Below are 26594 nucleotides of genomic sequence, written 5' to 3'. Positions count from 1 at the left end.
AGGGGCGTCGCGTCGAGCACCGGCGCCTGGCGGGAACTCGTGCGCGACCGCCCGTGCGCCCCGCCTAGGATTGCCAGCCATGAGCAACGTCCTGTCTGCCGTCGCCTGGCCGTACACCAACGGCCCGCGCCACATCGGCCACGTGGCCGGTTTCGGTGTGCCCTCCGACGTGTTCAGCCGGTACATGCGGATGGCCGGCCACGACGTGCTCATGGTCTCGGGCACCGACGAGCACGGCACGCCGATCCTCGTCCTCGCCGAGGAGGAGGGCGTGACCCCCCAGCAGCTCGTCGACAAGTACAACGCCGTCATCGCCCAGGACCTCACTGACCTCGGCCTGTCCTACGACCTGTTCACCCGCACGACGACGCGCAACCACTACTCCGTCGTGCAGGAGATGTTCCGGCAGGTGCACGCCAACGGCTACATGATCGAGCAGACGACGCGCGGCGCCATCAGCCCGTCGACCGGACGCACGCTGCCCGACCGCTACATCGAGGGCACCTGCCCGATCTGCGGTTTCCCCGAGGCGCGCGGCGACCAGTGCGACAACTGCGGCAACCAGCTCGACGCCGACGAGCTGATCAACCCGCGCAGCAAGATCAACGGCGAGACGCCCGAGTTCGTCGAGACCCAGCACTTCTTCCTCGACCTGCCGGCGCTCGCCGCCGCGCTGGGGGAGTGGCTCGACGGCCGCGAGGCCTCGGGCACCTGGCGCCCCAACGTCATCAAGTTCTCCAAGAACCTGCTCAAGGACGTGCGCCCCCGTGCCATGACGCGCGACATCGACTGGGGCATCCCGATCCCGCTCGAGGGGTGGGAGGACAACCCGGCCAAGCGCCTCTACGTCTGGTTCGACGCCGTCATCGGCTACCTCTCGGCATCGATCGAGTGGGCCCGCCGCCTCGGCCCCGGCCAGGAGGAGCGCTGGCGCGAGTGGTGGAACGACCCGAGCGCCGTGTCCTACTACTTCCAGGGCAAGGACAACATCACCTTCCACAGCCAGATCTGGCCGGCCGAGCTGCTCGGCTACGCCGGCAAGGGCGACAAGGGCGGCGAGCCGGGCGTCTACGGTGAGCTCAACCTGCCGACCGAGGTCGTGGCATCGGAGTTCATGACGCTCGAGGGCAAGCAGTTCTCGACGAGCCGCAAGCACGTCATCTACGTGCAGGACATCGTCGCGCGCTACGGCCCCGACCCGATCCGCTACTTCATCTGCGCGGCGGGTCCCGAGAACCAGGACGCCGACTTCAGCTGGGCCGAGTTCGTCCAGCGCAACAACAGCGAGCTCGTCGCCGGCTGGGGCAACCTCGTCAACCGCACCGCCGCGATGATCGCCAAGAGTTTCGGCGAGATCCCGAGGGCGTATGCCGTCGAGCCCGTCGACGAGGAGCTGCTGGCAACCGTGCGGGGTGCGTTCGCGAGCGTGGGCGCCAACCTCGAGCGGCACCGCCAGAAGGCTGCGCTCGCGGAGGTCATGCGCGTCGTCGGCGAGGCCAACGCGTACGTGTCGAAGACAGAGCCGTTCAAGCTCAAGGGCGACGACGAGCGCGAGCGCCTCTCGACGGTGCTCCACACGCTCGTGCAGGCGGTGAGCGACATCAACACGCTCATCTCGCCGTTCCTGCCGCACGCGGCCAACCGGGTGCACGCCGTGCTCGGCGGCGAGGGCGAGTTCATGCCGATGCCGCGGCTCGACGTGGTGCGCGACCTCGACGACGACTCGCGCGCCTACCCCGTCATCACGGGCGAGTACTCCACGACGCCGCGCTGGGAGCCGCGCCCGGTCGTCCCCGGCACCCCGATCTCCAAGCCCACCGGGGTCTTCACCAAGCTCGACCCCGACCAGGTGGTCGAGGCCGAGCGCGAGCGCCTCGCCGACCCGGGCACCCCTGACACCGACCAGAGCGCATGACGCCTCACGCGTCGGGGCACCGGGGTCTGCCCGAGCACCTGCCCGACCCGCTGCCCATCGACGTCGTCGACAACCACGTCCACCTCGACATCACGCGCGAGGGCGACCAGCCGTTCGACGTCGCCGACGCCATCAAGCAGGCGCGGGCCGTCGGCGTGACCCGCCTCGTGCAGGTCGGCTGCGACCTCGACGGCATCGCCTTCACCATGGACGCCATCGAGCGGCACCCCGAGCTGGTCGGCGGAATCGCCTTGCACCCCAACGAAGTCCCACGTCTCGCTGCCGCTGGGACGTTGGAGACGGCATACGCCACCGTCGAGCGCCACGCGGCCCACGACCGCGTGCGCGTCATCGGCGAGACCGGGCTCGACTACTTCCGCACCGGTCCCGAAGGGGTGCCGGTGCAGCAGGACGGCTTCCGCTGGCACATCGACCTGGCCAAGCGGCTCGGCAAGGCCCTGCAGATCCACGACCGCGACGCCCACGACGACGTGCTGCGCATCCTCGAGGAGGAGGGCGCACCGGAGCACACCGTCCTGCACTGCTTCTCGGGCGACCTCACGATGGCCCGCGAGTGCGTCGAACGCGGCTACTACCTCAGCTTCGCCGGGACCGTCACCTTCAAGAACGCCCGCGACCTGAGGGACGCGCTGACGGCGATCCCGCTCGACCGGGTGCTCGTCGAGACCGATGCCCCCTACCTCGCGCCGGCCCCACACCGGGGTGCGACGAACGCCTCGTTCCTCGTGCCGGTGACCATCCGGGCGATGGCCGGAGTGCTCAACATCGACGTGCCGAGCCTGTGCCGCGCCGTGTCGGAGAACAGCGAGCGCGTGTACGGTCCGTGGGGCGCCGAACGATTCGGGCAAACTGCCTAGCGCACCCCAGATCGCCGGGTCCAGCCGGACGGGCCGTCGTTATCGAAATTTGACCTTTGCGTCGGTGATCCCTCAGTGTGGACGACTGTTGGCCGGTTGCTGCCCCGCATCGACCTCTTCCCGATGGCGTGAGGAGGACGGATCGAGAGCGCGTTGCACCCGGATAGATCGACGTTCGGAGTGTTTTGATTTCTCGCAACGCCAAGATCCTGGCCGCCACAGGCGCGGCCGTCGTCCTCACCGGTGGCGCTGTCGGCGCCGCCCAGCTCGACAAGACCGTGAACCTCTCGGTCGACGGCGCCTCTTCCACCTCCTCGTTCTTCGGCAGCCGTACCGTCGGTGACGTGCTCGCCGGCGAGGGCATCGAGGTCAAGCAGGGCGACGTCGTGGTCCCGGCCACCGGCAGCACCGTCGGCGACGGTGAGTCGATCACCGTCAAGTACGCCCGCATGCTGAACCTCACGGTCGACGGCAAGACCCGTCAGATCCGCACCACTGAGACCACGGTCGACGGGGCGCTGCTCGCGCTGGGAGTCCGCGGCGATTCTCGCCTGTCCGTCTCGCGCTCGCAGACCATCGGTCGCCAGGGCCTGTCGCTCAGCATCGTGACGCCCAAGGCCGTCACCGTGAACGTCGACGGCAAGACGACGACGAAGACCGTGGCCGCGGCCACCGTCGGCGAGGCCCTGACGCAGCTCGGGGTGCGCCTCGGCAAGGCCGACAAGGTCAACCCGCCGGTCACGACCCGCCTGACGAATGGCGCCAAGGTCGCCGTCCAGCGCGTCCAGACCAAGGACACGAAGACCACGCAGCCGATCGCCTTCGGCACGACCCGCACCAAGACGGGCGCCCTCTACTCCGACCAGACCAAGGTGTCCCGCGCCGGTGTCGCCGGCACGCGCGTCGTGACGACGCGTGCGACCGTCATCGACGGCAAGGTCGTGAGCCGCGCGACCATCGCGTCGACCGTCTCCAAGGCCCCGGTCAACCGGGTCCTGCTCGTCGGCACCAAGTCCCGGCCGGCCCCGGCCCCGGCCCGGGCCGCCGCCCCGGCCCCTGCGGCCAGCACCGGTGGCTCGTCGTCCGGCGCCGGCATCAACCTGGCCCGTGCCTCCATGTGGGACTCCATCGCCCAGTGCGAGTCGACCGGCAACTGGCACATCAACACCGGCAACGGCTACTACGGCGGTCTGCAGTTCCTGACCTCGACGTGGCTCGGCTACGGCGGTGGCGACTTCGCCTCGCGTGCCGACCTCGCCAGCCGCGAGCAGCAGATCACGGTCGCCAACCGCGTCTACGCCGACAACGGCACGTCGCAGTGGCAGTGCAAGCCCTGACCTGAGGCACCGCTCCACAGCATCGAACAGCAATCCGTCCGCCTCTCGCGCGGCCCCCCAGGGCTCGCCGGCGGACGGATTGCTTTTTCGACGTGGGCCATAGGGTGGGCGCATGACGAAGAAGGACGCCTCGGCGCCCGTTGCCGCCCCGGCCGACGACGCCGCGCTCCTCGGCCCGTCGCAGGTGCGCGAGCTCGCCGAGCGGCTCGAGGTGAGGCCCACCAAGCAGTGGGGCCAGAACTTCGTCGTCGACGCCAACACGGTGCGCAAGATCGTGCGCGTCGCCGGTGTCGGGCCCTCCGATGTCGTCGTCGAGGTCGGCCCCGGGCTCGGGTCGCTGACCCTCGCGCTGCTGCCCGTGGTCAAGGCGGTCACCGCCGTCGAGGTCGACCCGCGGCTCGCGGGTGCCCTCGAGGACACCGTGCGCAGCCTCCAACCCGACAACGCCGACCGCCTGCGGCTCGTCGCGGCAGACGCGCTGACCGTCACGAAGCTGCCCGGCCCCGACCCCACCGCCCTCGTCGCCAACCTGCCCTACAACATCTCGGTCCCCGTGGTCCTGTCGTTCCTCGAGCACTTCCCGACCATCGACCGCGTTCTCGTTATGGTGCAGCTCGAGGTCGCCGAACGGCTCGCGGCCAAGCCGGGGGGCAAGATCTACGGCGTGCCGAGCCTCAAGGCGGCCTGGTACGCCGACGTCGAGCTCGCCGGCCGCGTCGGGCGCAACGTCTTCTGGCCGGCGCCCAACGTCGACTCGGGCCTCGTCTCCCTGCGCCGGCGCAAGCCGCCGAAGACCACCGCCTCCCGCAAGGACGTCTTCGCCTGCATCGACGCCGCGTTCCTCCAGCGCCGAAAGGCGTTGCGGGGCGCGCTCGCCTCCTGGGCAGGGTCCGCCGACGCCGCCGAGCGGGCGCTCGTCACAGCCGGCATCGACCCGAAGACCCGCGGTGAGCAGCTCGACATCACCGCGTTCGCCCGCATCGCCGAGGCCCGCCCTGCCGGTGTGGCACCGTCCGAACGACGCGCTCGCCGGCGAGGCAATGCGTCCTGACCGCGACGGGCTGGCCCATAGGGTGGGCGCATGACTGTCGCTCCGACCCTGCCCGGTGCGGTGACCGTGCGCGTCCCGGCCAAGGTCAACCTCGAGCTGCGCGTCGGACCACGACGGCCCGACGGGTTCCACACGCTCGCGACCGTCTACCAGGCCGTGTCGCTGCACGACGAGGTCTCGGTGGCCCGCTGGGACGAGTGGCAGGTCGTGCCGGCGGGCACGTACGCCGACCGCATCCCGATCGACGGCGACAACCTTGCCGTGCGTGCCGCCCGCCTCGTCGCCGAGCGCTGGGCTGTCGACGAGAGCCTGTCGATCCGCATCGACAAGGACATCCCCGTTGCCGGTGGCATGGCGGGCGGGTCGGCCGATGCCGCCGCTGCCCTCGTCGCGTGCGAGCAGCTCTGGGGCCTCGGCCTCGACCGTGACGAGCTGGCCGAGCTGGCGGCGACCCTCGGCAGCGACGTCCCGTTCATCCTCTCCGGCGGCAACGCGATGGGCTCCGGGCGCGGCGAGCAGCTGGCGCCGGTCCTGGCGCGCGGCACCTTCCACTGGGTCTTCGCGATCAGCGACACCGGCCTGTCGACCCCCGAGGTGTATGCCGAGTGCGACCGCCTGCGCGAGCGCGACGGCGTCGACGTGCCCGAGCCCAGGGTCAGCCCCGCGCTGATGGCGGCGCTGCGTTCAGGCGATCCGGCCCTGCTCGGCGCCGCCCTGCACAACGACCTCGAGCCCGCGGCGTTCTCGCTGCGCCCGCAGCTGCGCGAGCTGCGCGACGCCGGCGTCGAGTTCGGTGCCCTCGGTGGCGTCGTCTCGGGCTCCGGCCCGACCGTCGCGTTCCTCACCGAGAGCCACGAGGCCTCGCTCGACCTGTCGGTGTCGCTCGCGGCCTCCGACCTCTGCCGCGACCTGCGTCGCGCCAAGGGCCCGGTGCACGGCGCCCACGTCGTCGCCCAGCCCCGCGACTGACCCCACCCTTCGCCGAAAAAGCAATCCGTCCGGCGGCGCGTCCGGACGGAACCATCACCCGGATGGGCCGGACGGATTGCTTTTTCGATGGCGGCGCCGGACGGATTGCTGGTTGGGGCAGGGGACCGAATAGGGTCGGTCAGCGATGGCCAACCTGATCTCCCTCGAACGCGTCTCGCTCGTCTTCGGCACGAGCCACGTCCTCGACGACGTCAGTCTCGGCGTGCTCACCGGCGACCGCATCGGCGTCGTCGGCGTCAACGGCGGCGGCAAGTCGACCCTCCTGCGCGTCATGGCGGACCTGCAGGAGCCCGACTCGGGCCGCATCACGAAGCAGGGCGGCGCCGAGGGCATCCGCATCGGGATGCTCTCGCAGGAGGACGCGCTCGACCCGACCTGGACGATCCGCGAGGCCGTGCTGGGCGACCTTCCCGAGCACGTCTGGGCCGGCGACCCCCGCATCCGCGACGTGCTGACCGGGCTGCTCGGCGGCATCGAGGCCGAGAACGTCGGCGGCCTCGACAGCCGAGTCGGGCCCAAGTCCGGCGGCGAGCGCCGCCGCCTCGCACTGGCTCGCCTGCTCGTCTCGGACCCCGAGCTGCTCCTGCTCGACGAGCCGACCAACCACCTCGACGTCGAGGGCGTGGCGTGGCTCGCCGACCACCTCGCGAGCAAGCGGCCGCGCCCCGGCAACGCGACCGTCGCGATCACCCACGACCGCTGGTTCCTCGACGCCTACGCCACCAACACCTGGGAGGTCGAGGGCGGCAAGGTCAGCGCCTTCGAGGGAGGGTATGCGGCCTACGTCCTCGCGAAGGCCGAACGCGACCGTCTCGCCGAGGTCGTCGCCGACCGGCGCGCCAACCTCATGCGCAAGGAGCTCGCGTGGCTGCGGCGTGGGCCGCCCGCCCGCACGAGCAAGCCGAAGTTCCGCATCGACGCCGCGAACGCCCTGATCGCCGACGAGCCCGCGCCGCGCAACAGCGTCGAGCTCGCGTCGTTCGCCAGCCGCCGCCTCGGCAAGGACGTGCTCGACCTCGAGGACGTCACCGTGTCGGTCGGCGACCCGCCCGACGAGCGGCGTCTGCTCGACCACGTGACCTGGCGCCTCGCGCCGGGCGAGCGCATCGGCATCGTCGGCGTCAACGGTGCCGGCAAGTCGACGCTGCTCCGCGCCCTGACGGGCGAGATCCCGCTCGACAGCGGCCGCCGCAAGATCGGCAAGACGGTCGCCATCGCGCACCTGACGCAGGAGGTCCGCGAGCTCGAGCGCTTCGAGCAGTGGCGCGTCATCGAGGCCATCGAGGACGTCAAGCAGTGGACCACCCTCGGCGACAAGGAGATCAGTGCGAGCCAGCTCGCGACGCGTCTCGGGTTCCCTGGTGGACGGCAGCAGTCACGCGTGGGCGACCTCAGCGGTGGCGAGCGACGCAGGCTGCAGTTGACGCGCCTGCTCCTCACCGAGCCGAACGTGCTCATCCTCGACGAGCCGACCAACGACCTCGACATCGAGACGTTGACCTCGCTCGAGGACGTGCTCGACGGCTGGGTCGGAACGCTCGTCGTCGTGTCGCACGACCGCTACCTGCTCGAGCGCGTGGCCGACAAGCAGCTGGCCCTGCTCGGTGACGGCAAGGTGCGTGACCTGCCCGGCGGCGTCGAGGAGTACCTCCGGCTGCGGGCAGCCGCGGAGGCGACGGCAGCGTCGGCCCGGACCTCCTCCGCGACCGCACCGGCGTCGTCGAGCCGACCGGACGGCGTACCTGCTGGGGGCTCTGCGACGTCGGCGAGCCCGGCCGAGGTGCGCGAGGCCCGCAAGGCGATGGCGCGCATCGAGAAGCAGCTGTCGCGCCTGCAGGACCGTGAGGAACGGCTGCACGGTGACATGGCCGAGCAGGCCACCGACCCCGCGGCGCTCGCCGACCTCAACGCGAAGCTGCAGGCCGTCGTCAGCGAGCGCGAGGAGCTCGAGCTCGAGTGGCTCGAGGCCGCCGAGATCGTCGGCTGACTCCACCACCCAACAATCGAAAGAACACTCCGTCACGTGACGGAGTGTTCTTTCGATCGGGACTGAGCCGACGGAGTGTTCTTTCGATCGGGAGGCTCTCGGACGGAGTGTTCTTTCGATTGCTCCTAGCGGTTGTCGACTGCCGTGATGTCGACGGTGACGTTCGCCCCGGTGTAGAGGTGGCTGAGCACGTAGACCGTGCCCGGCGGGATGGGTGCCGACTCGTCGGCCGAGGCCGTCGCCGTCGACCCCGTCAGCGCGCACGCGCTGTCGAGGAAGTACAGGTCGAGGTCGTGCCCGACCGTGGCGTCGAGCGGGCTCGTGCCCTTGACCGACACCGAGTGCAGCCCGTCGGAGAAGCCGGCCGGCAGCTTGGTCACCCAGCCGTCGACGCCTTGCGACGCCGGCGGGAAGGTGCACGCGGTGTTCATCTCGGTGCCGGTGACGCCGAAGACGTTCTGCAGCCCCGTCGGGTCACCGGCCGCCGGGTTGTTCGCGGCGATCGTGCCGTGGTCGGTGTACGGCGCGTCGGGGGTGACGGTCCCGTTGGCGACCGTGGCGCCCGAGCCGAACGCCTCGATCTCGGCGACCTGGGCGTACGTCGTCGTGTCGCCCTGCACCGAGTCGACGAAGAAGCGCAGGTAGGCCGCCTTCGTCGGGGTCGTCAGCGGGAAGGTCGTGTAGTTGAGGTCGGGCGCCGTCGGGCGGGGAGCCTGGTAGCCGAAGGCACCGGTGCGGGCGGTCGTCCACGTGACGCCGTCGAGCGAGGTCTGCACGGTGAACCCCTTGAGCGCAGCGAACCGTGACGCGTTCGTGGCCTTGTAGGCGCTCACCCGCACCGAGCTGACGGTGGCCGGGGCGGCGAGCTTGACGGTCACCCGCTCGTCGGGTCCCGCGTTGTATGCCGTCGCTCCCGCCTTCGTCGACCACACCGAGGCGGCCGTGTCGTCGAAGGCGAACTTCGCGGGAGCGCCGTCGTCCTGGCTCGACACGGAGACCACCTGGGCACCAGCCGCGGTCGAAGCCAGGTTGGGCGCCAGCGAGACCTTCTTGGCCGTGTTCTTGCCCGCGGTGACCGCGAACCCCTCGATGGTCTGCGTGCCGAACCCGGGCGCCTGGATCGTCAGCGGGTAGGTGCCGGTGACGGCCTTGACCGTCGCGCCGCCAGCCTTGCCAGTGCGCGCGAGCGGCGAGACGCGGGCCTCGAAGCGGCCGAGGATGACGCGTGCGTTCGAGATGGGCTGGCCCGTCGTCGCGTTGACGAGCGTCAGTGCCACGGTGCCGTTGGACGCCGCAGCCGGCACGTCGAACGCCGGCTTGGGGTCGGTGTCGTCGCCGGTCTGCGAGCTCGCCGAGACGCCTGCGCCGCGCTTGGCGAAGACTGACCAGATGAGCGCGGTGTTGTCGCCGTGGTTGCGGTCCAGGTCAGCGGACAGGATGCCGTCACGGGCGTCGAGGAACGACGGGTTCGGTGCCGTGAGGGGCATGCCGTCGGTGATGAGCCGGGCCGCGACGTCGGCGCCCTTGGCCGCCCCGTACCGGGCGACGAGTGCCTTGCGCAGGTCCCACAGCGTCGCGGTCCAGATCTCACCGTCGGCGTGCACCTCGGGACCGGTGAGGTCGTAGCCGATGTCGCCGAAGGTCGTCGGGTTCTGGTCGTAGTTCCAGTTGCGGATGCCGCGGGTCGGGTTGCCGGTGACGTAGTCACCGACGATCGGCTTGGTGAGCAGGCCCGCGTTGAAGCCGTGGTTGAGGGCGTACCAGTCGGACCAGCCCTCACCCATCGAGCCGGCCTGCTGCGAGGCGAGGCCGGCGCCGTTCGCGACGTAGCGGTTGGACAGGCCGTGGGTGTACTCGTGCTGGATCACCGACATGTCGAACGAGCCGTCGCGGTAGGGACCCTCGAACGCGTCGTCGATGGGCTCCCAGAGGAACATGCCGCTCCACGGTGGGATGCCGTCGTCGAGCGTGAGCATGTACGCGTTGTCCCGGCCCGTGTAGGTCGGCGCGCCTCCCGAGGCGGCGCCGGCCTGGACGAGGCCGCGCACCGCGTCGCCACCCTGGCCGCCCTTGCCGCCGTTGTCGACCTGGAAGTTGCCGGCGGTCTCGGTGAAGCCGAGGGCGTAGTACTCGTCGTGGATGCGGTTGTGCTGGAAGAAGAGGTTGGTCGCGGCCGGGTTGAGGTCCTCGGCGTACGAGGGCGGCGTGGTCTGGCCCTTCGTCGCCGCCCACCGGTTGGCGTATGCGTAGTCGAAGTGGCCGGTGGGGGAGACGGGCCGCGGCGCGTTGTCGATCGGCGCGAGGAAGTTCGACCAGTTGGCGTACGTGTCGGCGTTGTTGCCCAGCGTCGTCACCCCGGTGCCGGTGGCTCCGGTGGGGTCGGCCCAGCCCTTGGGCGACTCGGCGGTCGGCCCGAACGACTGCTGCCGCGGCTGCCCGCCCTTGGCGGCGCCGGGGTAGTTGTCGTAGACGGTGCCGTGGGCCTCGTCGAACTGCACGACGCTGGTGCGGAACAGCACCGAGCCGGTGGTGCCGTCGACGACGGTCTCCCAGGCCTCGGTCTGGCTCTTGATGAAGAACACCTTGTAGGCGGCCACGGGGCCGGATGCCGTCGGGAAGGCCACCTTGCGCACGTAGCCGGGCCCGGCGAACGGCCCGCGCGAGAACGTCGTGAAGCCGGCCTGCGTGCCGTCGGCGACGGGGGCGTATGCCGTACCGGGAGCCAGCGTGCCCGCGACCTTGAGCAGGGCGCCGGTCTCACCGAGGACCCACGTGCCGAGGAGGCTCGCCCCGGGAGCGGTCTCGCCGGCATAGGACAGGACACGCCCGTCGGTCGCGACCGCGACGTTGAGGCGGCCACCGCGTGCGGCCGGTGCGCCGGCGAAGGTCTGCACGAAGCTGACCACGTGCGTGCCGGTGCCGGGGAGGGCGTGGTCGCGAGCGACGGTGAGGCCTTGCACCTGCGCGGCCGAGAGGCCGAAAGCGGCAGGCTGCGAGGCGAGCCAGCCCCGCGCGACGTCGACGGCGCTGCCGGCGCGGGCCGCGGTGAGGTAGCCGTCGGACCGCAGCGCGCGGAGCGTGCCGAAGCGGGCGTCCCACGTGGCCCGGGCCCCTGCGCCGGCCGTCTTCAGCAGGGCCGCGACGGCCGTCTTCGTCGCCACGGTGGGGATGACCGCCTTGGTGACGGCCCGGGTGTCGAGGGTCGCGAGCAGGTTGCTGACCGTGTCGGTGAGCGTGTTGGTGATCGAGGTGCTGGCGGGGAGTGCAGCGGTCGACGTCGTTGTCGCCGCCGCGAGCGGGGCCCCCGCCGCCGCCGAGACGAGGCACAGTCCCATGGCCAGGACGTGCTTGCGAGTGGTGTTCACGCGTTCTCCTAGGAGTTGCTCGGCGGGTCGCGCCGAGGCGGGCGACCCGGTGCAGGAGAAACGAGGCGAGGGGCCGGAAGGGTACGCGCGGGTAGGAAAATCGCCCAAATCCTGTTGAATTTATCTTGATGTCAAGATAAATTTGCAGCCATGGAGATGCATCTGCACCACGTCCAGGTCTCGGGTCCGGCCGGCTGCGAGGACGACATGCGCGCCTTCTACGGCGGCGTGCTCGGCATGGTCGAGGTCGACAAGCCAGAGGCGTTGCGTGCCCGCGGAGGCGCGTGGTTCCGAGCCGGCACCGCCGAGCTGCACGTCGGCATCGAGGACGAGTTCACGCCCGCCCGAAAGGCCCACCCCGGCATCGCCGTGGCCGACATCGAGAAGCTGGCCGAGGTGGTGGGCCGGGCCGGCGCACCGGTCGCCTGGGACGAGAACATCCCCGGACTGCGCCGCTTCCACACGACCGACCCCGTCGGCAACCGGCTGGAGTTCCAGCAGGCATGAGCGGCTCAGCTGTGCGGCACGCCCCGCGACTCGAGAGGTGCGAGCATGCGCCGCAGCAGGGTCGCCAGCTGGGTGCGGTCGGCGGCCGAGAGCTCCGACAGCAGGGACTTCTCCTGCTCGATGAGGTCGGCCATGGCGGAGTCGACGACGTCGCGGCCCGCAGCGGTCAGGCGCACGAGCACCCCGCGCCGGTCGCCGGGGTCGGGGCGTCGGTCGACGAAGCCGCTGCGCTCGAGCCGGTCGACCCGGTTGGTCATGGTGCCCGACGTCACCAGGGTCTGCTGCACGAGCGCCCCCGGCGACAGCTCGTAGGGCTCGCCGGCTCGCCGCAGCGCCGACAGCACGTCGAAGGCCCACCCCTCGAGCAGGTGCTCCGAGAAGGCCGAGCCGCGCGCGAGGTCGAGCCGGCGCGCCAGGCGCGACACCCGCGAGAGCACCTCCAGCGGGGAGACGTCGAGGTCGGGGCGCTCGCGACGCCAGGCAGCGACGATCTCGTCGACGTCGTCGGCAGGCCCGCGGTCGGCGTTCATGCGTCCAACTGTAGTCGCCGTCAAGACTCTTGACATCGAAAGAAAGTGAGCACGTCGTGACCGAACCCACCACCCCGCCCGCCACGGGCGCGCGCGGCACCGACTCGGCGTGGGACCCGCGCCAGTACGCCGTCTTCGCCGGACACCGGGGCCGACCCTTCACCGACCTGCTGGCGCGCGTCGACGCGGACGACCCGAGGCTCGTCGTCGACCTGGGCTGCGGGCCGGGCGAGCTGACCCTCGGCCTCACCCAGCGCTGGCCGAACGCCCGCGTCGTCGGCGTGGACAGCTCTCCCGAGATGCTGGCCCGCGCACGCGAGCTCGACGTCGACGGCCGCGTCGAGTGGGTCGAGGCCGCCGCCGAGGACTGGGACCCCACCGAGTCCGGCGGCTCCATCGACGTGCTCGTCACCAACGCCACGCTGCAGTGGGTCCCGAGCCACCTCCGGCTCGTTCCGTCGTGGGTCGCCAGCCTCGCGCCCGGCGGCACCTTCGGGATGCAGGTGCCCGCGAACTTCGACGCCCCGTCGCACCGACTGATGCGCGAGGTCGCCGCGCGCCACCCGCGCGCCGACGACCTGCGCCCCGGACTCGCCCGAGCCCAGGCCGTCGCCCAGCCGCAGATGTATGCCGCCCTTCTCCTCGAAGTGACCCCTGACGTCGACGTGTGGCAGACGACGTACGAGCACGTGCTCGCCGCGGACCCCGACGGCGCGCATCCCGTGCTCGAGTGGGTGCGCGGCACCGGCCTGCGCCCGGTGCTCGGGGTGCTCGACGAGCAGGAGCGCGAGGCCTTCGTCACGGACTACGAGAAGGAGCTCGAGACGGCATACCCCCGCAAGCCGTACGGCGTGCTCTTCCCGTTCACGCGCACCTTCGCCGTCGCCCGCACGCGCGCCTGACTCGCGCCTGACTCGCGCTCGCGCTTACGGGGGAGCGGCGGCCCGACGTCGCTCCTCGAGGTCGGCGAGCCGGTGGCGCTGCTGGAGCGGACGGGCCATCTGGTGGTTGCCCTCGAGCCGGGCCGCGTTGCGGTCGAGGTAGGCCCAGCAGCCGGCGGTGAACGGGCAGGCGTCGTCGCCGAGGCCCTTCTTCGGGTCGTAGCGGCAGTCGCCGCAGTAGTCGCTCATCCGGTCGATGTACGCCCCGCCCGAGACGTACGGCTTGGTGGCCATCGCGCCGCCGTCGGCGTGCTGGCTCATACCGACCACAGTGCCAGTAGAGGTGCCAGACGTACTCTCGCCAGCCGATGACCTGACGCACGAAGCCCTCCACCGAAGGCGAGCGGGGCATCGCCGTCGCAGTGCGCCTGCGCGGCCCGGTCGATGACCTCGACGGCTCGAGGAGCCCGAGGTTGAGCGGCACGGAGAGCAGACTGTGCGCCATCGCCCAGTCGCCACGCAGCATGGCGTCCTCATGGGGACCTCGGTGTAGTCGGCGCGCATCAGCACGGCCGAGTCGCCGAGCTTGGCGGCACGGTGACGCAGCGCCGACAGCACGAGGTGCAGCTTCTGCCGGTGGAACGGGCGCCGTGCGAGCGCCCGACGGCTCTCGACGAGCAGCACCCCGTCTGCCCCGACCTCGAAGTGCGGACCGAGCTGGTCGGCGAAGAGCCACCGTCGCGTCATGGCGCAGACATACCCGCCGCGCCCGCCGGAGGCCTGCTGGTGCCTGTCTGCCCACCCGTGAAAGCTCCCTCGAGGGCGTGGCGGCCGGGTAAGCCGCGGGTCTGCCGGAGGTATGGGGTGGGCCTCGGTCTCGCCGGGCGTCTCACCGGGGAAGAAAATGTGGGTCAATTTCCGGCATTTCTGCCCAATTCGGAAAATCGTGTCATGAAATGGGTCCCGGCACGTCATACAGGTGACGGCAACGCAGGGGTCTCCCGCTTGGTCAGGGGAGGGAGTGGCCCCTTCGGGTTGTCTCCAGTGGTGCCGTCAGGTTTCGTCCTCCCGCGTGGTTTCGTGGAGGGGATCATTCGGGAGGACGAAACCTGCCAGCCCGTTCGTCGGGCCACTGGCCGCGGGCCATCCGCCCAGTAGGCGTTCAGATGGACGCTCGCGCCGCCAGTTGGCAGACTTGCCCCGAACCGCTCAGACCGGACAAACCGGTGCGACGCGGGGCAGACGAAGGGCGAAGCGTTGTCGGCAGACGCGACCTTGTGGTCGAGCGAGGCCTGGGCCTCGGCCCCTGACGCGACCCTGCTCGCCCGCACCCGTGACGGTTCGGCGGAGGCCTTCGGGGAGCTCTGGCGCCGGCACCTCCCGGCGGCGTATGCCGTCGCGAACCGTCACCGTGGCCGCTCGGCCCCCGAGGACCTCGTCGCCGAGGCAGCCGCGCGCGTGCTGGCGCTCATCAGTGACGGACGCGGACCCGACGAGAACTTCCGCGCCTACTTCCTGTCGGCGGTGCGCACCGTCGCCATCGACCAGGGCCGGCGGGAGCTGAGGCTGGTCCCGACCGACGACGACGACCTCGAGGACCTCGCGCCGGCGCAGGCCGACCCCTTCGCCGGCATCGCGGTCGACGAGGAGGGGCTGGCGCTGGTCCGCGCCGCCTTCGCCGAGCTGCCCGAGCGCGACCAGCGCATCCTCTGGCACACCACCGTCGAGGGCGCCGCCCCGCGCGCGGTCGCTCCCATGCTCGGCATGACCGCCAACGCGTTGAGCGTCCGGGCGATGCGGGCGCGCGAGGCGCTGCGTGCCAACTACCTCGATGCCCGGGCGGCGCGAGGCCTCGCCGGGGCCGACAGCGACGAGTGCCGCTGGACCCTGACGCACCTCGGCGCCTTCGTGCGCGGGCGGCTGCCGAAACGCCAGACCGAGCGCGCCCGGGCCCATGTCGAAGGGTGCCCGCACGCCGCCGCGCTGGCCGCGGACCTCCGCGTCATCCACGAAGGCTTCCCCGCGCTCGTCGTGCCGCTCGTGCTCGTCGCAGGGTTGGCGACGCCGGGGTTCGTCACCGGAGGCGCGGTGGCGGCGCTCTCGTTCTCTTCCGCGGCCGCGGCAGCATCCGGTGCCACGGGCGCCCCGTCCCCAACGACCGGCTCGTCGGCGGTCAGGAGCGCCATCGACGCCGTCGCGCAGGTGGCGGGCCGCGCCACCAGCCTGGCGGCGACGCTCGCCATGACGGTGGGGCTCGCCGGTGCGCTGTCCGTGCCCGGCCCCTCGCTCGCCGACTCGCGTCTCCCGGTCCCGCAGCCCCCGTCGGGCACGGCGGCCCCCGTCTCGCCTCCGGCCACCGCAGGCACGCCGAGTCGACCCGCTCCGCCCAGTGGGCGCAGCGCGACTCCGACCGCCAGTGCGTCGGCGATCCCGTCCGCGACCGAGACGGGTGCCGTCCGGGCAGCGACGGGAACACCGAGGCCACGTGACGTCGCGGCTCCGGCGCTCGACAACGGGGGCCGCGGGGTCACGGGGGCCAAGCCTGCCTCGTCCGGACGCCCTCGTCCGACCATGGCGGGCACCCCGGCAACCGGAGCCTCGGGCGTGGGGCGGCCCACACCCGGCCCGACCCGTCCGCCGGCCCCGACGGCCCCCTCGACCACCCCGAAGCCGCCTGCCACCCCGAAGCCGCCTGCCACGCCTGACCCGCCGACGCAGCAGAACCCACCACCGTCAGACCCCGGGACCGGCCGCCCGGCCATCTCGGTGCGCCTCGTCCGCGAGGGCAGCACGGCCCGCATCGCGGTCAGGGTGGGCTCCACGGCGGCCGGAAGTCTCACGGTGAGGATCGGCAACGTGTCCGGTGCCGGCCGGCTCGTCGTGCGCAACTCGAGCTGGGACTGTGCCCAGGTCAGCCGAGCCGTCGTCTCGTGCACGGGAGCGCGCGGCTCAGTCGTGCTCGACCAGTCGGGCACGGGGGGCCTCGTTCCGCTGACCGTGCGGGTCACGGACGCTTCGGGTCACAGCTGGGCCGACACCTTCCGTCCCGTCTGACCGTCAGCGGTGCGGGAGAGTCACAAGGCGTGGCTTGGGATCGAGACCGGAGAGCCCGTTCCAGGCCAGGTTGACCAGGTGCGCTGCGACCTGCTCCTTCTTGAACTTGCGGCTGTCGAGCCACCACTGGCCGGTCAGCGCGACCATGCCCACGAGCATCTGCGCGTGGATGGGGGCTGACTTGGCCTCGAGGCCGCGCTGCTTGAACTCGGCCGCGAGAAGGTGCTCGACGTGCGCTGCGACGTCGCCGAGGACACTCGCGAACGAGCCGGTCGCCTGGCCGGGAGGAGAGTCGCGCACGAGGATGCGGAACCCGTCGGGGTCGGAATCGATGTAGTCGAGAAGTGCGAGGGTGGCCCGCTCGAGCAGGACCCGAGCCCCCTCCGGCTCCTCGAGCGCGGCACTGATGCCGCCCATGAGGGCCTGGATCTCGCGGTCGACGACGACGGCATACAGCCCCTCCTTGCCGCCGAAGTGCTCGTACACGACGGGCTTGGACACGTTGGCCCTGGAGGCAACCTCTTCGACGGAGGTTGCTTCGAAACCCTTGTCCGCGAATAGTTTTCGACCAACAGTGATGAGCTGCTCGCGGCGTTCGGGGCCCGTCATACGGGCCCGCGGGCGGGTGCGGTCTGCTCGTTGGGTGCGGTCTGCGGTCACGTCGCCATTGTGCAGTGAGCCGGCCGTCGCCCGTGCCAGGCGGCGCTTCCCCAGAACTTTCTTCGAAATCTCGTCATGAAACCGCTCGCGCTGCGTCTTTGTAGTCGGCAGGGAGTTGGCGGAGGAGCCGAGGCACTGGGGGGACCACGGCCGGGCGAGACCGCCGGTGAGGTCGATCGCGACGCAAACCCGGGGAGGGCCGCGATCGACCTCACCGCAGCCGTGCCCGGCGACGGATTGTTCCTTCGAAAGGGCCCCCGCGGGCGACCTCCTTGCCCCACACTGGAGGTCATTCCTCGCGGGAGGAGCCCCCTCAGGTGTCAGCCCACACGATCGGACCCCAGACGGAGTCCACGGCCGCTGCCAGACCGAGCGCCGATGCGCTCGACGAAAGTGACGCGGTCCTGCTCTCGCGGGCACGGCTCGGCGACGACAGTGCATTCGCGACGCTCTGGCAGCGCAACCTCCCGGCGGCCTACGGCGTGGCCACCCGCTTCCGCGGTCGCGTCTCCGCCGAGGACCTCGTGGCCGAGGCGTCCGCCCGCATGTTCCGGCTCATCCGCGAGGGCAACGGGCCGACCGAGAACTTCCGCGCGTACTTCACGGCGACCGTGCGCACCGTGGGCGTCGACGCGGTGCGTCGCGACATGAGCCTCGTCCCCACGCCGGGCAGCGACCTCGACCGACTCCCGGTCGCCGACACCCACCTGTCCGCGCTCGGCGCCGAGGGCGTCGACACCGACCTCGTCAGGGCCGCCTTCCGGCAGCTGAGCGAGAGTGACCGGCAGCTGCTGTGGCACACCATGGTCGAGGGCGAGCCCCCGCGCGTCGTCGCCCCGCTGCTCGGGGTCTCGGCCAACGTCGTCAGCGCGAGGTCGATGCGCGCGCGAGACGAGCTGCGCGCCCGCTACCTCGACGTCTGGGTGCAGCGCCGCGTGCCCGTGTGCGGCACGCCCGAGTGCCGCTGGACCCTCGACCACCTGAGTGGTCACGTCCGCGGCCGCCTCACGGAGCGGCAGCTGACGCGCGCCGAGGCGCACCTGGCGCAGTGCTCCCGCGAGGCGGGCCTCGCCGTCGAGCTCCGCCGAGTCTACGAGGGCTTCGGCGTGCTCACCGGTCCGATCGTGCTCGCGGCAGGGGCGGCCATGGCCGGCACCCTGCAGCACGGAGCGATCGCCGGCCTCATCGGCTCCACGGCTGCCGGCTCGACGGCCGCAGGCGCCGCGGCGGGCACCACGGCGGCCGGCGMCGCMGCCGGCACCACCGCAGCTGGCACAGCGGCGGGCACCGCGGCGGGCACGGCGGCGACAACCGCCGTCGGAGCGACCGCGGCCGGCACTGCTRCCGGAACGACAGCCGCAGGCGCGGCCGCGGGTGGCGTCTCCGCAGCAGGCACCACGGTCGGAGCCATCGCCGGTGGTGCCGCGTCGGGTGCCGCTGGCGCCGGGGCCGCCGGGGCTGCAGGCGTCACCGTGACCGCCACGACGGCAGGCGCCGCGTCGGGAGCCATCGCCTCGGGTGCCGGAGCGGCCTCACTCGGCGCGACCTCCTTCGCTGCCGGCACCGCCGTGTCGGCCGGTGCGGCAGGTTCCGCCGTCATCACCGGCCCGATCGCCGCAGGTGTCGTCGGCACCAGCGCCCTGGTCTCCGGGGCCGCCGTGGCCGCTCCCGCCGCCGCCCTGGCGGGAGGGTCCTTGCTGGCCGGGACGACCCTCGGTCCGCCCATCGCCACGGCCATGGCCGGGCTCGTGGTCGGGCTCGGCATCAGCGTGGTCCCGGCCGTCACGCAGAACCTCGGAACCCCCGCGGCCCAGGTCGTGGTGGTCGCCAACGCCGCGCAGACGACGCCGGCCGCTCCTGCCGCCGCGCCCGGCACCAGCCCCACCGACGTGCTGGTGCTCAACACGCTGCCCAGCGTCGTGGCCGACAGCTCCGCCGCGTCCACCCCGCCGGCGCCTCCGGCAGCGGTCGCTCCGCCCGCCGCAGCCCCCGCAGGGGCCGGCCCGGCTCCGGCCGCCACTGACCCGACACCCGCGGCACCCGCTCCGGCGCCCGCCCCACCGGCTCCCGCACCTGCTCCTGCGGCCGATCCCGCACCCGTTGCCGTCGACCCGCCCCCATCCGCTCCCGCAGCGGTGACGCCGGTTCCCGCCGCCCCGCCCACCGACACCTCGACCCCGTCGGAGCAGACTCCCGAGCACGCCGCCTCGACGCCCGACCCGACTGACGTCACCCCCGCGACGCCCGACCCGAGTGACACGACGTCCGACCCGGCTGCCAGGGCTTCCGACCCGGGTGCCGCCGACCAGACCCCGGTCTCGCCCGCCGCGCCGTCCGACAACCCGGCGGCGGCCAACCCCACGTCGGCCGACCCCGGTGCCGTCGCCCCCGCGGGCCAGGCCCCGTCCGACCCCACTCCCGCGGTCGACCCCACCCCGGCGGGCTCCGCCGGTGCGAGCGACGCGGCGTCCAACGCGTCGAGCGCCTCCGACTCGCCCTCGACCACAGCGGCCTCGACCGCCGCCGCGGAGAACGTCCAGCCGGCAGCTGCGGACACGCCCGCGGTGGTGCCGCCGGCCGCCCAGACCGATCCCGTCAAGCCAGCCCTGGACACGCAGGTGCTGGGTTCGGCGTCGACCGACCCGGCGCCGACCGACTCGCCGGCAGCAGGTGCAACGCCTTCCGGCTCCTGAGCGCCCAGGCCGGCCATGACCTTCGCTCGGCCGATCCGTCTGCCCCCGACAGCTCAAGGGACCGAGACCAGGTCGTGAGACGCGCCCGGTTCAGTCCGCGCAGCCGCTGACCGAGTGCCGGACCGTGCGCGCTCCGAGGCTGCACTAGCCTGTGCACGTCCACGACGACGATCCCCGGTTGGTCTGCCGGCAGGGCCCGCCTGACTTTGAATCAGGACAAGCGACGCAGGTTCGACTCCTGCCCGGGGAGCAACGCCAGCGCGAAGCGCAGCGAGCGCTGCCGTGCTTCCCGTCAGGAGTCGGGAGGAGCGAGGCACGAGCGACGGTGCCCTGCCCGGGGAGCAACGCCAGCGCGAAGCGCAGCGAGCGCTGCCGCGCCGGCGGAAGGTCGGTCACGGCATACGCGAGGGGCTCCCATTGTGAGCGGGGTCACGGCGCGCGCACGGGCGCACGGCGGCGCCCGGCCCCGCGAGTAGCATGGCGGGCGGCGCACCCGGGTCGTTCACGGTCGGGGTCGTCCGCGCCCGAGTGCACGCCGATCCATGAAGGAGCTGCGCCCTGTGAGCGATCTACGGCCGACCGCCGTGATCGTCCTCGCCGCCGGTGAGGGCACACGCATGAAGTCCACGACCCCCAAGGTCCTCCACACGATCGGGGGCCGCAGTCTCGTGGCTCACGCGATCCGGGCGGCCCGGGGCACCAGCCCCCACCACCTCGCCGTCGTGGTGCGCCACGAACGTGACCGGGTCGCCGAGCACGTGGCCCAGGTCGATCCCGACGCGGTGGTCGCCGACCAGGACGACGTCAAGGGCACGGGCCGCGCCGTCGAGTGCGCGCTCGAGGCACTGCCGGCAGACCTGTCCGGCACGGTGGTCGTCACGTACGGCGACGTGCCGCTCCTGACGAGCGAGACCCTCGAGGGTCTGGTCGCCGCGCACCAGGCGTCGGGCAGCGCCGTCACCGTCATCACGGCGACGCTCGACGACCCCACCGGCTACGGCCGCGTGCTGCGCGACGAGGCAGGTGCCGTCACGGCGATCGTCGAGCAGAAGGACGCCGACGACGAGCAGCGCGCGATCCGCGAGGTCAACAGCGGGCTGTACGCGTTCGACGTGGCGGTGCTGCGCGAGGCGCTCGCCGAGGTCGGCACCGACAACGCGCAGGGCGAGAAGTACCTCACCGACGTCATCGCCATCGCGCGTGGCCGAGGCCTCGCCGTCCGGGCCCACCTCGTCGCCGACCTCTGGCAGACCGAGGGCGTCAACGACAAGGTGCAGCTGGCCCGCCTCGGCGCCGAGCTCAACCGGCGCACCGTCGAGCAAGCCATGCGCGACGGCGCCATCGTGATCGACCCCGGCACGACCTGGATCGACGCCGACGTGACGATCGGCCCCGACACCGTCGTGCGACCGGGCACCCAGATCCACGGCGCGAGCACCATCGGGCGCGACTGCGTCATCGGCCCCGACACCACGCTCACGGACGTCGAGGTCGGCGACGGCGCCAGCGTCGTGCGCACGCAGGCCGAGCTCGCCGAGATCGGCCCGGGGGCCACGGTCGGGCCCTTCTCCTTCCTGCGGCCGGGCACCCGCCTCGGGGCCAAGGGCAAGATCGGGGGCTTCGTCGAGACGAAGAACGCCGTGATCGGCGACGGCGCGAAGGTGCCGCACCTGACCTACTGCGGCGACGCGACGATCGGCGAGGGCGCCAACATCGGTGCGGGCACGATCTTCGCCAACTACGACGGCGTCACGAAGGGACACACGACCGTCGGAGCGCACAGCTTCGTCGGCAGCAACTCGGTCGTCGTGGCCCCGCGCTCGATCGGCGACGGGGCCTACGTAGCAGCCGGTTCGGCCGTGGTGAGCGACGTCGCGCCGGGCCAGCTCGCCGTGACCCGGGCCCCGCAGCGCAACATCGACGGCTGGGTCGCGCGCCGGCGCGCAGGCACCAAGACCGACGAGGCGGCCCAAGCCGCGCAGGCCGACGCGAAGACCGACCCGCCGGTCGGTGCACCGGTCGATGCGCGGGTGCACGCTCGTGCCCAGGCACGAGCCGACGCCGAGGCGGCGGCCGAGGCGGAGGCGGCGCTCGCCAGCGAGCCCGGTGCCGTCTCCTCGAGCGACCGGCTCTCCGAGCGCGACAACAGCGTCGACAGCGTCACCGACAGCACCACCGAGACGAAGGACGCGCAGCGATGAGCGGCATCAACAAGACGACCGAGAAGCACCTCATGGTCTTCTCCGGCCGGGCCCACCCGCAGCTCGCCCAGGAGGTCGCCGCGGCCCTCGGCACCGACCTCGTCCCGACGAGCGCCTACGACTTCGCCAACGGCGAGATCTACGTGCGCTACGAGGAGTCCGTCCGTGGCTCCGACGCCTTCGTCATCCAGAGCCACACCTCCCCGATCAACGAGTGGATCATGGAGCAGCTCATCATGATCGACGCCCTCAAGCGGGCGTCGGCCAAGCGCATCACCGTGGTCCTGCCCTTCTACGGCTACGCCCGCCAGGACAAGAAGCACCGCGGCCGCGAGCCGATCTCGGCCCGCCTGATGGCCGACCTCTTCAAGACGGCCGGCGCCGACCGCCTCATGGCGATCGACCTGCACACGGCGCAGATCCAGGGCTTCTTCGACGGCCCCGTCGACCACCTCATGGCTATGCCGATCCTCGCCGGCTACGTCGGCAAGAAGTACGGCCACCTCGACCTCGCGGTCGTCTCGCCCGACGCCGGCCGCATCAAGGTCGCCGAGGACTGGAGCTCACGCCTCGGCGGCGCGCCCCTGGCCTTCATCCACAAGACCCGCGACATCAACCGGCCCAACGAGGTCGTCGCCAACCGCGTCGTCGGCGAGATCAAGGGCCGCACCTGCGTGCTCGTCGACGACATGATCGACACCGCGGGCACCATCACCAAGGCCGCCGACGCCCTCATGGATCAGGGCGCCGCGGGCGTCATCATCGCCGCGACGCACGCGATCCTCTCGGGCCCGGCCGTCGACCGGCTCAAGGCCTGCAAGGTCGACGAGGTGATCGTCACCAACACGCTGCCGATACCCGACGACCGCCGCTTCGACAAGCTCGAGGTGCTCTCGATCGCGCCCCTGGTCTCGATGGCCATCAAGGAGGTCTTCGAGGACGGCTCGGTCACGAGCCTCTTCGACGGCAAGGCCTGACAGCCCGCCACACCGACACGAACGACGAGGCCGTACGCCGCCGGGACCCACCCGACGGCATACGGCCTCGGTCTGTCGTGGTGCCGGGTCGCGCGTCAGGCCGCATTCGGTGTCGCCGCCGCGACAACCCGTGCGACCTGACAGGTGACACGACCTAGGGGCCGACCCGAGTGCCCACCCGGGCCGTATGCCGTCAGGCTCGGGCGGCCTGACGCGCGCGGTAGGCGGCCGTGTGAGCCCGCGCGGCGCAGCCCCCCTCGCAGAAGCGTCGCGAGCGGTTGCGTGAGAGGTCGACGACGACGTCGTCGCAGTCGACGGCCTCGCAGACCCGCAGCCGGGCCAGCTCGCCGGCGCGGACGACGTCGATGACGGCGATGGCGGCCTCGACCGCCATCCGCTGGGGGAGCGGGGCATCGGCGGGCGTGGCGTGGATGTGCCAGCCGACGTCGTCGTGGTCGACGAGCTGTGGGATGGCTCTGGCCCCGGCGAGCAGGTCGTTGACGAGGGCGACGACCCCCGCCTCGTCGCGCTCCCAGAAGCCACGCAGCCGTGGGCGCAGCTCGCGCACGCCCTCCAGCTCGGCGGCGTCGCGGTCGAAGCGGCCGGTCCAGCCCTGCTCGGCGTAGAGGGACGCCAGCTCGTCGAGGGTCGTCAGGGCGTCGGGGGCGCTGTCGCCGGGCAGCACTCCGGGCATCGTGTTGACCAGGGCGGCGGCGCCGGCGAGCGCAACTTCGGTGTCATGGGTGAAAAGCATGTTGACTCCTGACGGGAGGCGTCGATACTGTCATGAGTGTAAGGCTTTTTGGTGCTGACAACGGTGAGGGTGGCGTCGGGCCAGCGGAGTGAGCGAGGGTGTCATGACCGAACGCGTTGTCGTCACCGGCCCGGTGGTCGGCGAGTCGGCCAGGGCGGAGGAGGTCCAGGCGCCCGCGGGCCACTCCCGACACCCCCTGCTCGGGCTCGGCGTGGCCCTCGTCTCCGCGGCGGCCTTCGCGACCTCGGGTGCCTTCGGCAAGTCGCTGCTCGTCGGCGGCTGGTCACCGGGCGCGGTGGTGACCATGCGCATCACCCTGGCCGCCCTCGTGCTCCTCGCCCCCGCCCTCTGGTCGCTGCGCGGCAGGTGGTCGGCGATGCGCCGCAACGCGTGGGTCGTCGTCGGCTACGGCCTGACCGGCGTGGCCGGCTGCCAGCTCGCCTACTTCAACGCCGTGACCCACCTGTCCGTCGGCGTGGCGCTGCTGCTCGAGTACCTCGCGCCGGTGCTCATCGTCGGCTGGCTCTGGCTGCGCCACCGGCAGGCGCCGCGCCGCCTGACACTCGTGGGTGTGGCGCTCGCCGTCGTCGGCCTGCTGCTCGTGCTCGACGTCCTGGGTGGCGCCAGCGCCAACCTCGTCGGCGTCCTCTGGGGTCTCGCGGCGGCCGTGTGCCTCGTGCTCTACTTCCTGCTCGCCGACCACGTCGACGACGACGTGCCACCGCTCGCGCTCGCAGGTGGCGGGCTTGCCGTCGGTGCCGCCTCGCTCTGGCTCGCCGCCCTGACCGGCGTGCTCGACATGACACGCGGCGCGGCCGAGGTGCCGCTCGGCGGCGTCGTCGTCGCGTGGTGGGTGCCGGTGCTCGTCATCGCGCTCGTCGCGGCAGCCTTCGCCTACGTCACCGGCATCGCGGCCGTGCGGATGCTCGGTGCGAAGGTGGCCTCCTTCGTCGCCCTGACCGAGGTGCTCTTCGCCGTGCTCTTCGCCTGGCTCGTGCTCGCCGAGCTGCCGACACCGGTGCAGCTGCTGGGCGGCGCCTTCATCGTCGCCGGGCTGGTCGCCGTCCGTTCCGACGAGGCCCGGTCCTGACCGTCCGGCAGGATTTCACCGGCGGGCCGTCCGTCCCGTAAGATCGAGCAGTTGCCTCGGCGAGGGACGGTGCACGACTGCCACGGCAGGACGTGACGAGGTCCGTGATCGACGCGGTGGCCTGACTCGCGGACGTGCTCAGGGGAGCGCTTCGCGAACGGGTTCGCCTCTGCGTGCGGACCACGTCGGCCATCCGCTACGAACTGCCGAACATCGCGCATCGTCCCGCGTCGAGGCCGCCACCGAACCGCCTCATCTTCCAGAGACCTTCAGGAGACACCCGTGTCCGACAACACCAAGCTCGTCGCCGAGAAGCGCACCGACTTCGGCAAGGGCGCCGCGCGCAAGATCCGCCGCGCCGGCAACATCCCCGCCGTCATGTACGGCCACGGCACCGAGCCCGTGCACATCTCGCTCCCCGGCCACGACACGATGATGGCGCTGAAGCAGGCCAACGCCCTGCTCACCATCGTCATCGAGGGCGCCGAGCAGCTGGCCCTGGCCAAGGACGTCCAGCGCGACGCGATCAAGCCGGTCATCGACCACGTCGACCTCGTCGTCGTCCGCAAGGGCGAGAAGGTCACCGTCGACGTCTCCGTCCACCTCGAGGGCGAGGCCGCTCCCGAGACGGTCGTCACGCTCGACCACAACACGCTCCAGCTCGAGGCGCTTGCCACGAACATCCCCGAGAACGTCGTCGTCTCGGTCGAGGGCCTCGAGGCCGGCACGCAGATCCTCGCCGGCGCCGTCGAGCTGCCCGAGGGCGCGACGCTCGTCACCGACGCCGAGGCTCTCGTCGTCAACGTGACCCAGGCCATCTCCGCCGAGGCCCTCGAGGCCGAGCTCGCCGAGGCCGAGGCCGAGGCCGGCATCGAGCGCGAGGAGCACGACGAGGAGGGTGCCGAGGGTGCCGAGGGCGAGGCCGCCGAGGGCGCCGAGGCCAAGGCCGAGGGCGACGAGGCCTGAGCCACAGCACCATCCGTGGTGCGACGCCCAATCGTCGCGCCACGCCCTGCGTCCACGGGTCCCGTTCGAGCCTTCGCTCGGCGGGACCCGTGCGCGCGCCGGCACCAGGAGAATGACCCGAGACCCCGACCACCGGAGGACCGCATGGACACCTGGCTCGTCATCGGGCTCGGCAACCCCGGGCCCGGCTACGCGGGCAACCGCCACAACGTCGGTGCCATGGCGCTCGAGGAGCTGGCCGGGCGGGCCGTCGGCGGGCGGGCTGCCTTCAAGGCGCACAAGGTCCGTGCGCGCGTCGCCGAGATGCGCCTGACGGTGGGCGGCCCGAAGGTCGTGCTGGCCGTGCCCTCGAGCTACATGAACGAGTCGGGCGGGGCGGTGGCCGGCCTGATGAAGTACTACGACGTGCCGGTCGAGCGCGTGGTCGTGATCCACGACGAGCTCGACATCGACGCCGGTCTCGTGCGCCTCAAGCAGGGCGGCGGGGAGGGCGGCCACAACGGCCTGCGCTCGGTCACCAAGTCCCTCGGCTCGAAGGACTACCTGCGGGTGCGCCTTGGCATCGGCCGGCCGCCCGGTCGGCAGGACCCCGCCGACTTCGTCCTCAAGGACTTCAGCAAGGCCGAGCGCACCGACGTGCTCCCGTTCCTGCTCGACGAGGGCGCCGACGCCGTGGAGGCGCTCATCGAGGTCGGCCTGCTCGACGCCCAGCAGCGCTTCCACGCGCCGCGCTGACGGCGAGTCGGTCCGGCCCTGCT

The 26594-nt window shown here is 72.1% G+C and carries 20 protein-coding genes, 1 tRNA gene and 1 pseudogene; 16 read left to right on the top strand and 6 right to left on the bottom strand.

The features are described from left to right. The first annotated feature begins 79 nt into the window (after nt 1-79). The 6 genes from metG to AC1DE0_RS12010 all read left to right on the top strand — a co-directional run bounded on the left by metG (nt 80) and on the right by AC1DE0_RS12010 (nt 8158). Nucleotides 80-1915 (top strand): methionine--tRNA ligase, encoded by a 1836-nt coding sequence (gene metG / locus AC1DE0_RS12035; RefSeq protein WP_478100704.1) that lies wholly within the window; start codon nt 80-82, stop codon nt 1913-1915. Then, nucleotides 1912-2793 carry a TatD family hydrolase gene (locus tag AC1DE0_RS12030; RefSeq protein WP_478100702.1) on the top strand — a complete coding sequence of 294 codons (882 nt, stop codon included), beginning with the start codon at nt 1912-1914 and terminating at the stop codon, nt 2791-2793. The genes metG and AC1DE0_RS12030 overlap by 4 nt, the downstream gene beginning before the upstream one ends. 185 nt (nt 2794-2978) lie before the next feature. Further along, entirely contained in the window at nt 2979-4130 is a 1152-nt protein-coding gene (locus tag AC1DE0_RS12025; protein WP_478100700.1) for a transglycosylase family protein, read from the top strand. 112 nt (nt 4131-4242) lie between these two features. Continuing rightward, a complete protein-coding gene (gene rsmA / locus AC1DE0_RS12020) occupies nt 4243-5181 on the top strand; it encodes a 16S rRNA (adenine(1518)-N(6)/adenine(1519)-N(6))-dimethyltransferase RsmA (RefSeq protein WP_478100698.1) in 939 nt (312 codons plus the stop codon). A gap of 30 nt (nt 5182-5211) precedes the next feature. Continuing rightward, nucleotides 5212-6150, top strand: a complete 939-nt coding sequence (locus AC1DE0_RS12015) for a 4-(cytidine 5'-diphospho)-2-C-methyl-D-erythritol kinase (protein WP_478100696.1) — start codon at nt 5212-5214, stop codon at nt 6148-6150. Between the two features lie 145 nt (nt 6151-6295). Then, nucleotides 6296-8158 (top strand): ABC-F family ATP-binding cassette domain-containing protein, encoded by a 1863-nt coding sequence (locus AC1DE0_RS12010; protein WP_478100694.1) that lies wholly within the window; start codon nt 6296-6298, stop codon nt 8156-8158. 125 nt (nt 8159-8283) lie between these two features. Here AC1DE0_RS12010 and AC1DE0_RS12005 read toward each other — a convergent pair whose 3' ends face one another. Then, nucleotides 8284-11523 (bottom strand): M36 family metallopeptidase, encoded by a 3240-nt coding sequence (locus tag AC1DE0_RS12005; protein WP_478100692.1) that lies wholly within the window; start codon nt 11521-11523, stop codon nt 8284-8286. A gap of 150 nt (nt 11524-11673) precedes the next feature. On the opposite strand from AC1DE0_RS12005, the gene AC1DE0_RS12000 reads away from it, so the two are divergent. Continuing rightward, a complete protein-coding gene (locus AC1DE0_RS12000) occupies nt 11674-12030 on the top strand; it encodes a VOC family protein (protein WP_478100690.1) in 357 nt (118 codons plus the stop codon). 5 nt (nt 12031-12035) lie between these two features. Here the strand turns inward: AC1DE0_RS12000 and AC1DE0_RS11995 are convergent, their stop codons facing one another. Then, nucleotides 12036-12560 (bottom strand): MarR family winged helix-turn-helix transcriptional regulator, encoded by a 525-nt coding sequence (locus AC1DE0_RS11995; protein ID WP_478100687.1) that lies wholly within the window; start codon nt 12558-12560, stop codon nt 12036-12038. 56 nt (nt 12561-12616) lie between these two features. On the opposite strand from AC1DE0_RS11995, the gene AC1DE0_RS11990 reads away from it, so the two are divergent. Beyond that, a complete protein-coding gene (locus tag AC1DE0_RS11990; RefSeq protein WP_478100685.1) occupies nt 12617-13462 on the top strand; it encodes a methyltransferase domain-containing protein in 846 nt (281 codons plus the stop codon). Between the two features lie 24 nt (nt 13463-13486). Here the strand turns inward: AC1DE0_RS11990 and AC1DE0_RS11985 are convergent, their stop codons facing one another. Continuing rightward, nucleotides 13487-13762: a hypothetical protein gene (locus AC1DE0_RS11985; protein ID WP_478100798.1), complete on the bottom strand. Its 276-nt coding sequence runs from the start codon at nt 13760-13762 to the stop codon at nt 13487-13489. Nucleotides 13763-14026: 264 nt separating this feature from the next. Next, nucleotides 14027-14188: pseudogene (locus AC1DE0_RS11980) on the bottom strand (cryptochrome/photolyase family protein); the annotation flags it as partial. Between the two features lie 510 nt (nt 14189-14698). Here AC1DE0_RS11980 and AC1DE0_RS11975 point away from each other — a divergent pair. After that, nucleotides 14699-16495: a sigma-70 family RNA polymerase sigma factor gene (locus AC1DE0_RS11975; RefSeq protein ID WP_478100683.1), complete on the top strand. Its 1797-nt coding sequence runs from the start codon at nt 14699-14701 to the stop codon at nt 16493-16495. 3 nt (nt 16496-16498) lie between these two features. Here the strand turns inward: AC1DE0_RS11975 and AC1DE0_RS11970 are convergent, their stop codons facing one another. Beyond that, nucleotides 16499-17104, bottom strand: coding sequence for a TetR/AcrR family transcriptional regulator (locus AC1DE0_RS11970; RefSeq protein WP_478100793.1), 606 nt, complete (start codon nt 17102-17104; stop codon nt 16499-16501). Nucleotides 17105-17472: 368 nt separating this feature from the next. On the opposite strand from AC1DE0_RS11970, the gene AC1DE0_RS11965 reads away from it, so the two are divergent. From AC1DE0_RS11965 to AC1DE0_RS11950, 4 genes are all read left to right on the top strand, one after another. Then, nucleotides 17473-19848: a sigma-70 family RNA polymerase sigma factor gene (locus tag AC1DE0_RS11965; RefSeq protein WP_478100681.1), complete on the top strand. Its 2376-nt coding sequence runs from the start codon at nt 17473-17475 to the stop codon at nt 19846-19848. Between the two features lie 171 nt (nt 19849-20019). After that, nucleotides 20020-20098, top strand: a tRNA-Gln gene (locus AC1DE0_RS11960). A gap of 310 nt (nt 20099-20408) precedes the next feature. Next, a complete protein-coding gene (gene glmU, locus AC1DE0_RS11955) occupies nt 20409-22049 on the top strand; it encodes a bifunctional UDP-N-acetylglucosamine diphosphorylase/glucosamine-1-phosphate N-acetyltransferase GlmU (RefSeq protein WP_478100679.1) in 1641 nt (546 codons plus the stop codon). After that, nucleotides 22046-23026, top strand: coding sequence for a ribose-phosphate diphosphokinase (locus AC1DE0_RS11950; protein WP_478100677.1), 981 nt, complete (start codon nt 22046-22048; stop codon nt 23024-23026). The genes glmU and AC1DE0_RS11950 overlap by 4 nt, the downstream gene beginning before the upstream one ends. Before the next feature lie 193 nt (nt 23027-23219). On the opposite strand, the gene AC1DE0_RS11945 is transcribed toward AC1DE0_RS11950, so the two are convergent. Further along, nucleotides 23220-23780 (bottom strand): CGNR zinc finger domain-containing protein, encoded by a 561-nt coding sequence (locus AC1DE0_RS11945; protein WP_478100675.1) that lies wholly within the window; start codon nt 23778-23780, stop codon nt 23220-23222. 103 nt (nt 23781-23883) lie between these two features. Here AC1DE0_RS11945 and AC1DE0_RS11940 point away from each other — a divergent pair, with 103 nt between their 5' ends. From AC1DE0_RS11940 to pth, 3 genes are all read left to right on the top strand, one after another. Continuing rightward, a complete protein-coding gene (locus tag AC1DE0_RS11940; protein ID WP_478100673.1) occupies nt 23884-24870 on the top strand; it encodes an EamA family transporter in 987 nt (328 codons plus the stop codon). Between the two features lie 282 nt (nt 24871-25152). Beyond that, complete coding sequence (locus tag AC1DE0_RS11935) at nt 25153-25836, top strand: 50S ribosomal protein L25/general stress protein Ctc (protein WP_478100671.1); 684 nt, start codon at nt 25153-25155, stop codon at nt 25834-25836. Nucleotides 25837-25980: 144 nt separating this feature from the next. Further along, nucleotides 25981-26571, top strand: coding sequence for an aminoacyl-tRNA hydrolase (pth, locus tag AC1DE0_RS11930; RefSeq protein ID WP_478100669.1), 591 nt, complete (start codon nt 25981-25983; stop codon nt 26569-26571). Nucleotides 26572-26594: the final 23 nt, after the last annotated feature.

This window comes from Terrabacter sp. 05T424 (genome assembly GCF_056396225.1).
Note: the sequence above shows the minus strand (reverse complement) of the source record. Positions and strands in the feature narration are given on the sequence as shown.

Bases quoted from the DNA above. Each gene is read 5' to 3' on its own strand.
- AC1DE0_RS11940 (WP_478100673.1), top strand. From the start codon at position 23,884: ATGACCGAACGCGTTGTCGTCACCGGCCCGGTGGTCGGCGAGTCGGCC.
- AC1DE0_RS12030 (WP_478100702.1), top strand. From the start codon at position 1,912: ATGACGCCTCACGCGTCGGGGCACCGGGGTCTGCCCGAGCACCTGCCC.
- metG (WP_478100704.1), top strand. From the start codon at position 80: ATGAGCAACGTCCTGTCTGCCGTCGCCTGGCCGTACACCAACGGCCCG.
- AC1DE0_RS12015 (WP_478100696.1), top strand. From the start codon at position 5,212: ATGACTGTCGCTCCGACCCTGCCCGGTGCGGTGACCGTGCGCGTCCCG.
- pth (WP_478100669.1), top strand. From the start codon at position 25,981: ATGGACACCTGGCTCGTCATCGGGCTCGGCAACCCCGGGCCCGGCTAC.
- AC1DE0_RS11985 (WP_478100798.1), bottom strand. From the start codon at position 13,762: ATGAGCCAGCACGCCGACGGCGGCGCGATGGCCACCAAGCCGTACGTC.
- AC1DE0_RS11995 (WP_478100687.1), bottom strand. From the start codon at position 12,560: ATGAACGCCGACCGCGGGCCTGCCGACGACGTCGACGAGATCGTCGCT.
- AC1DE0_RS11950 (WP_478100677.1), top strand. From the start codon at position 22,046: ATGAGCGGCATCAACAAGACGACCGAGAAGCACCTCATGGTCTTCTCC.
- AC1DE0_RS11970 (WP_478100793.1), bottom strand. From the start codon at position 17,104: ATGACGGGCCCCGAACGCCGCGAGCAGCTCATCACTGTTGGTCGAAAA.
- AC1DE0_RS11945 (WP_478100675.1), bottom strand. From the start codon at position 23,780: ATGCTTTTCACCCATGACACCGAAGTTGCGCTCGCCGGCGCCGCCGCC.
- AC1DE0_RS12000 (WP_478100690.1), top strand. From the start codon at position 11,674: ATGGAGATGCATCTGCACCACGTCCAGGTCTCGGGTCCGGCCGGCTGC.
- AC1DE0_RS12010 (WP_478100694.1), top strand. From the start codon at position 6,296: ATGGCCAACCTGATCTCCCTCGAACGCGTCTCGCTCGTCTTCGGCACG.
- rsmA (WP_478100698.1), top strand. From the start codon at position 4,243: ATGACGAAGAAGGACGCCTCGGCGCCCGTTGCCGCCCCGGCCGACGAC.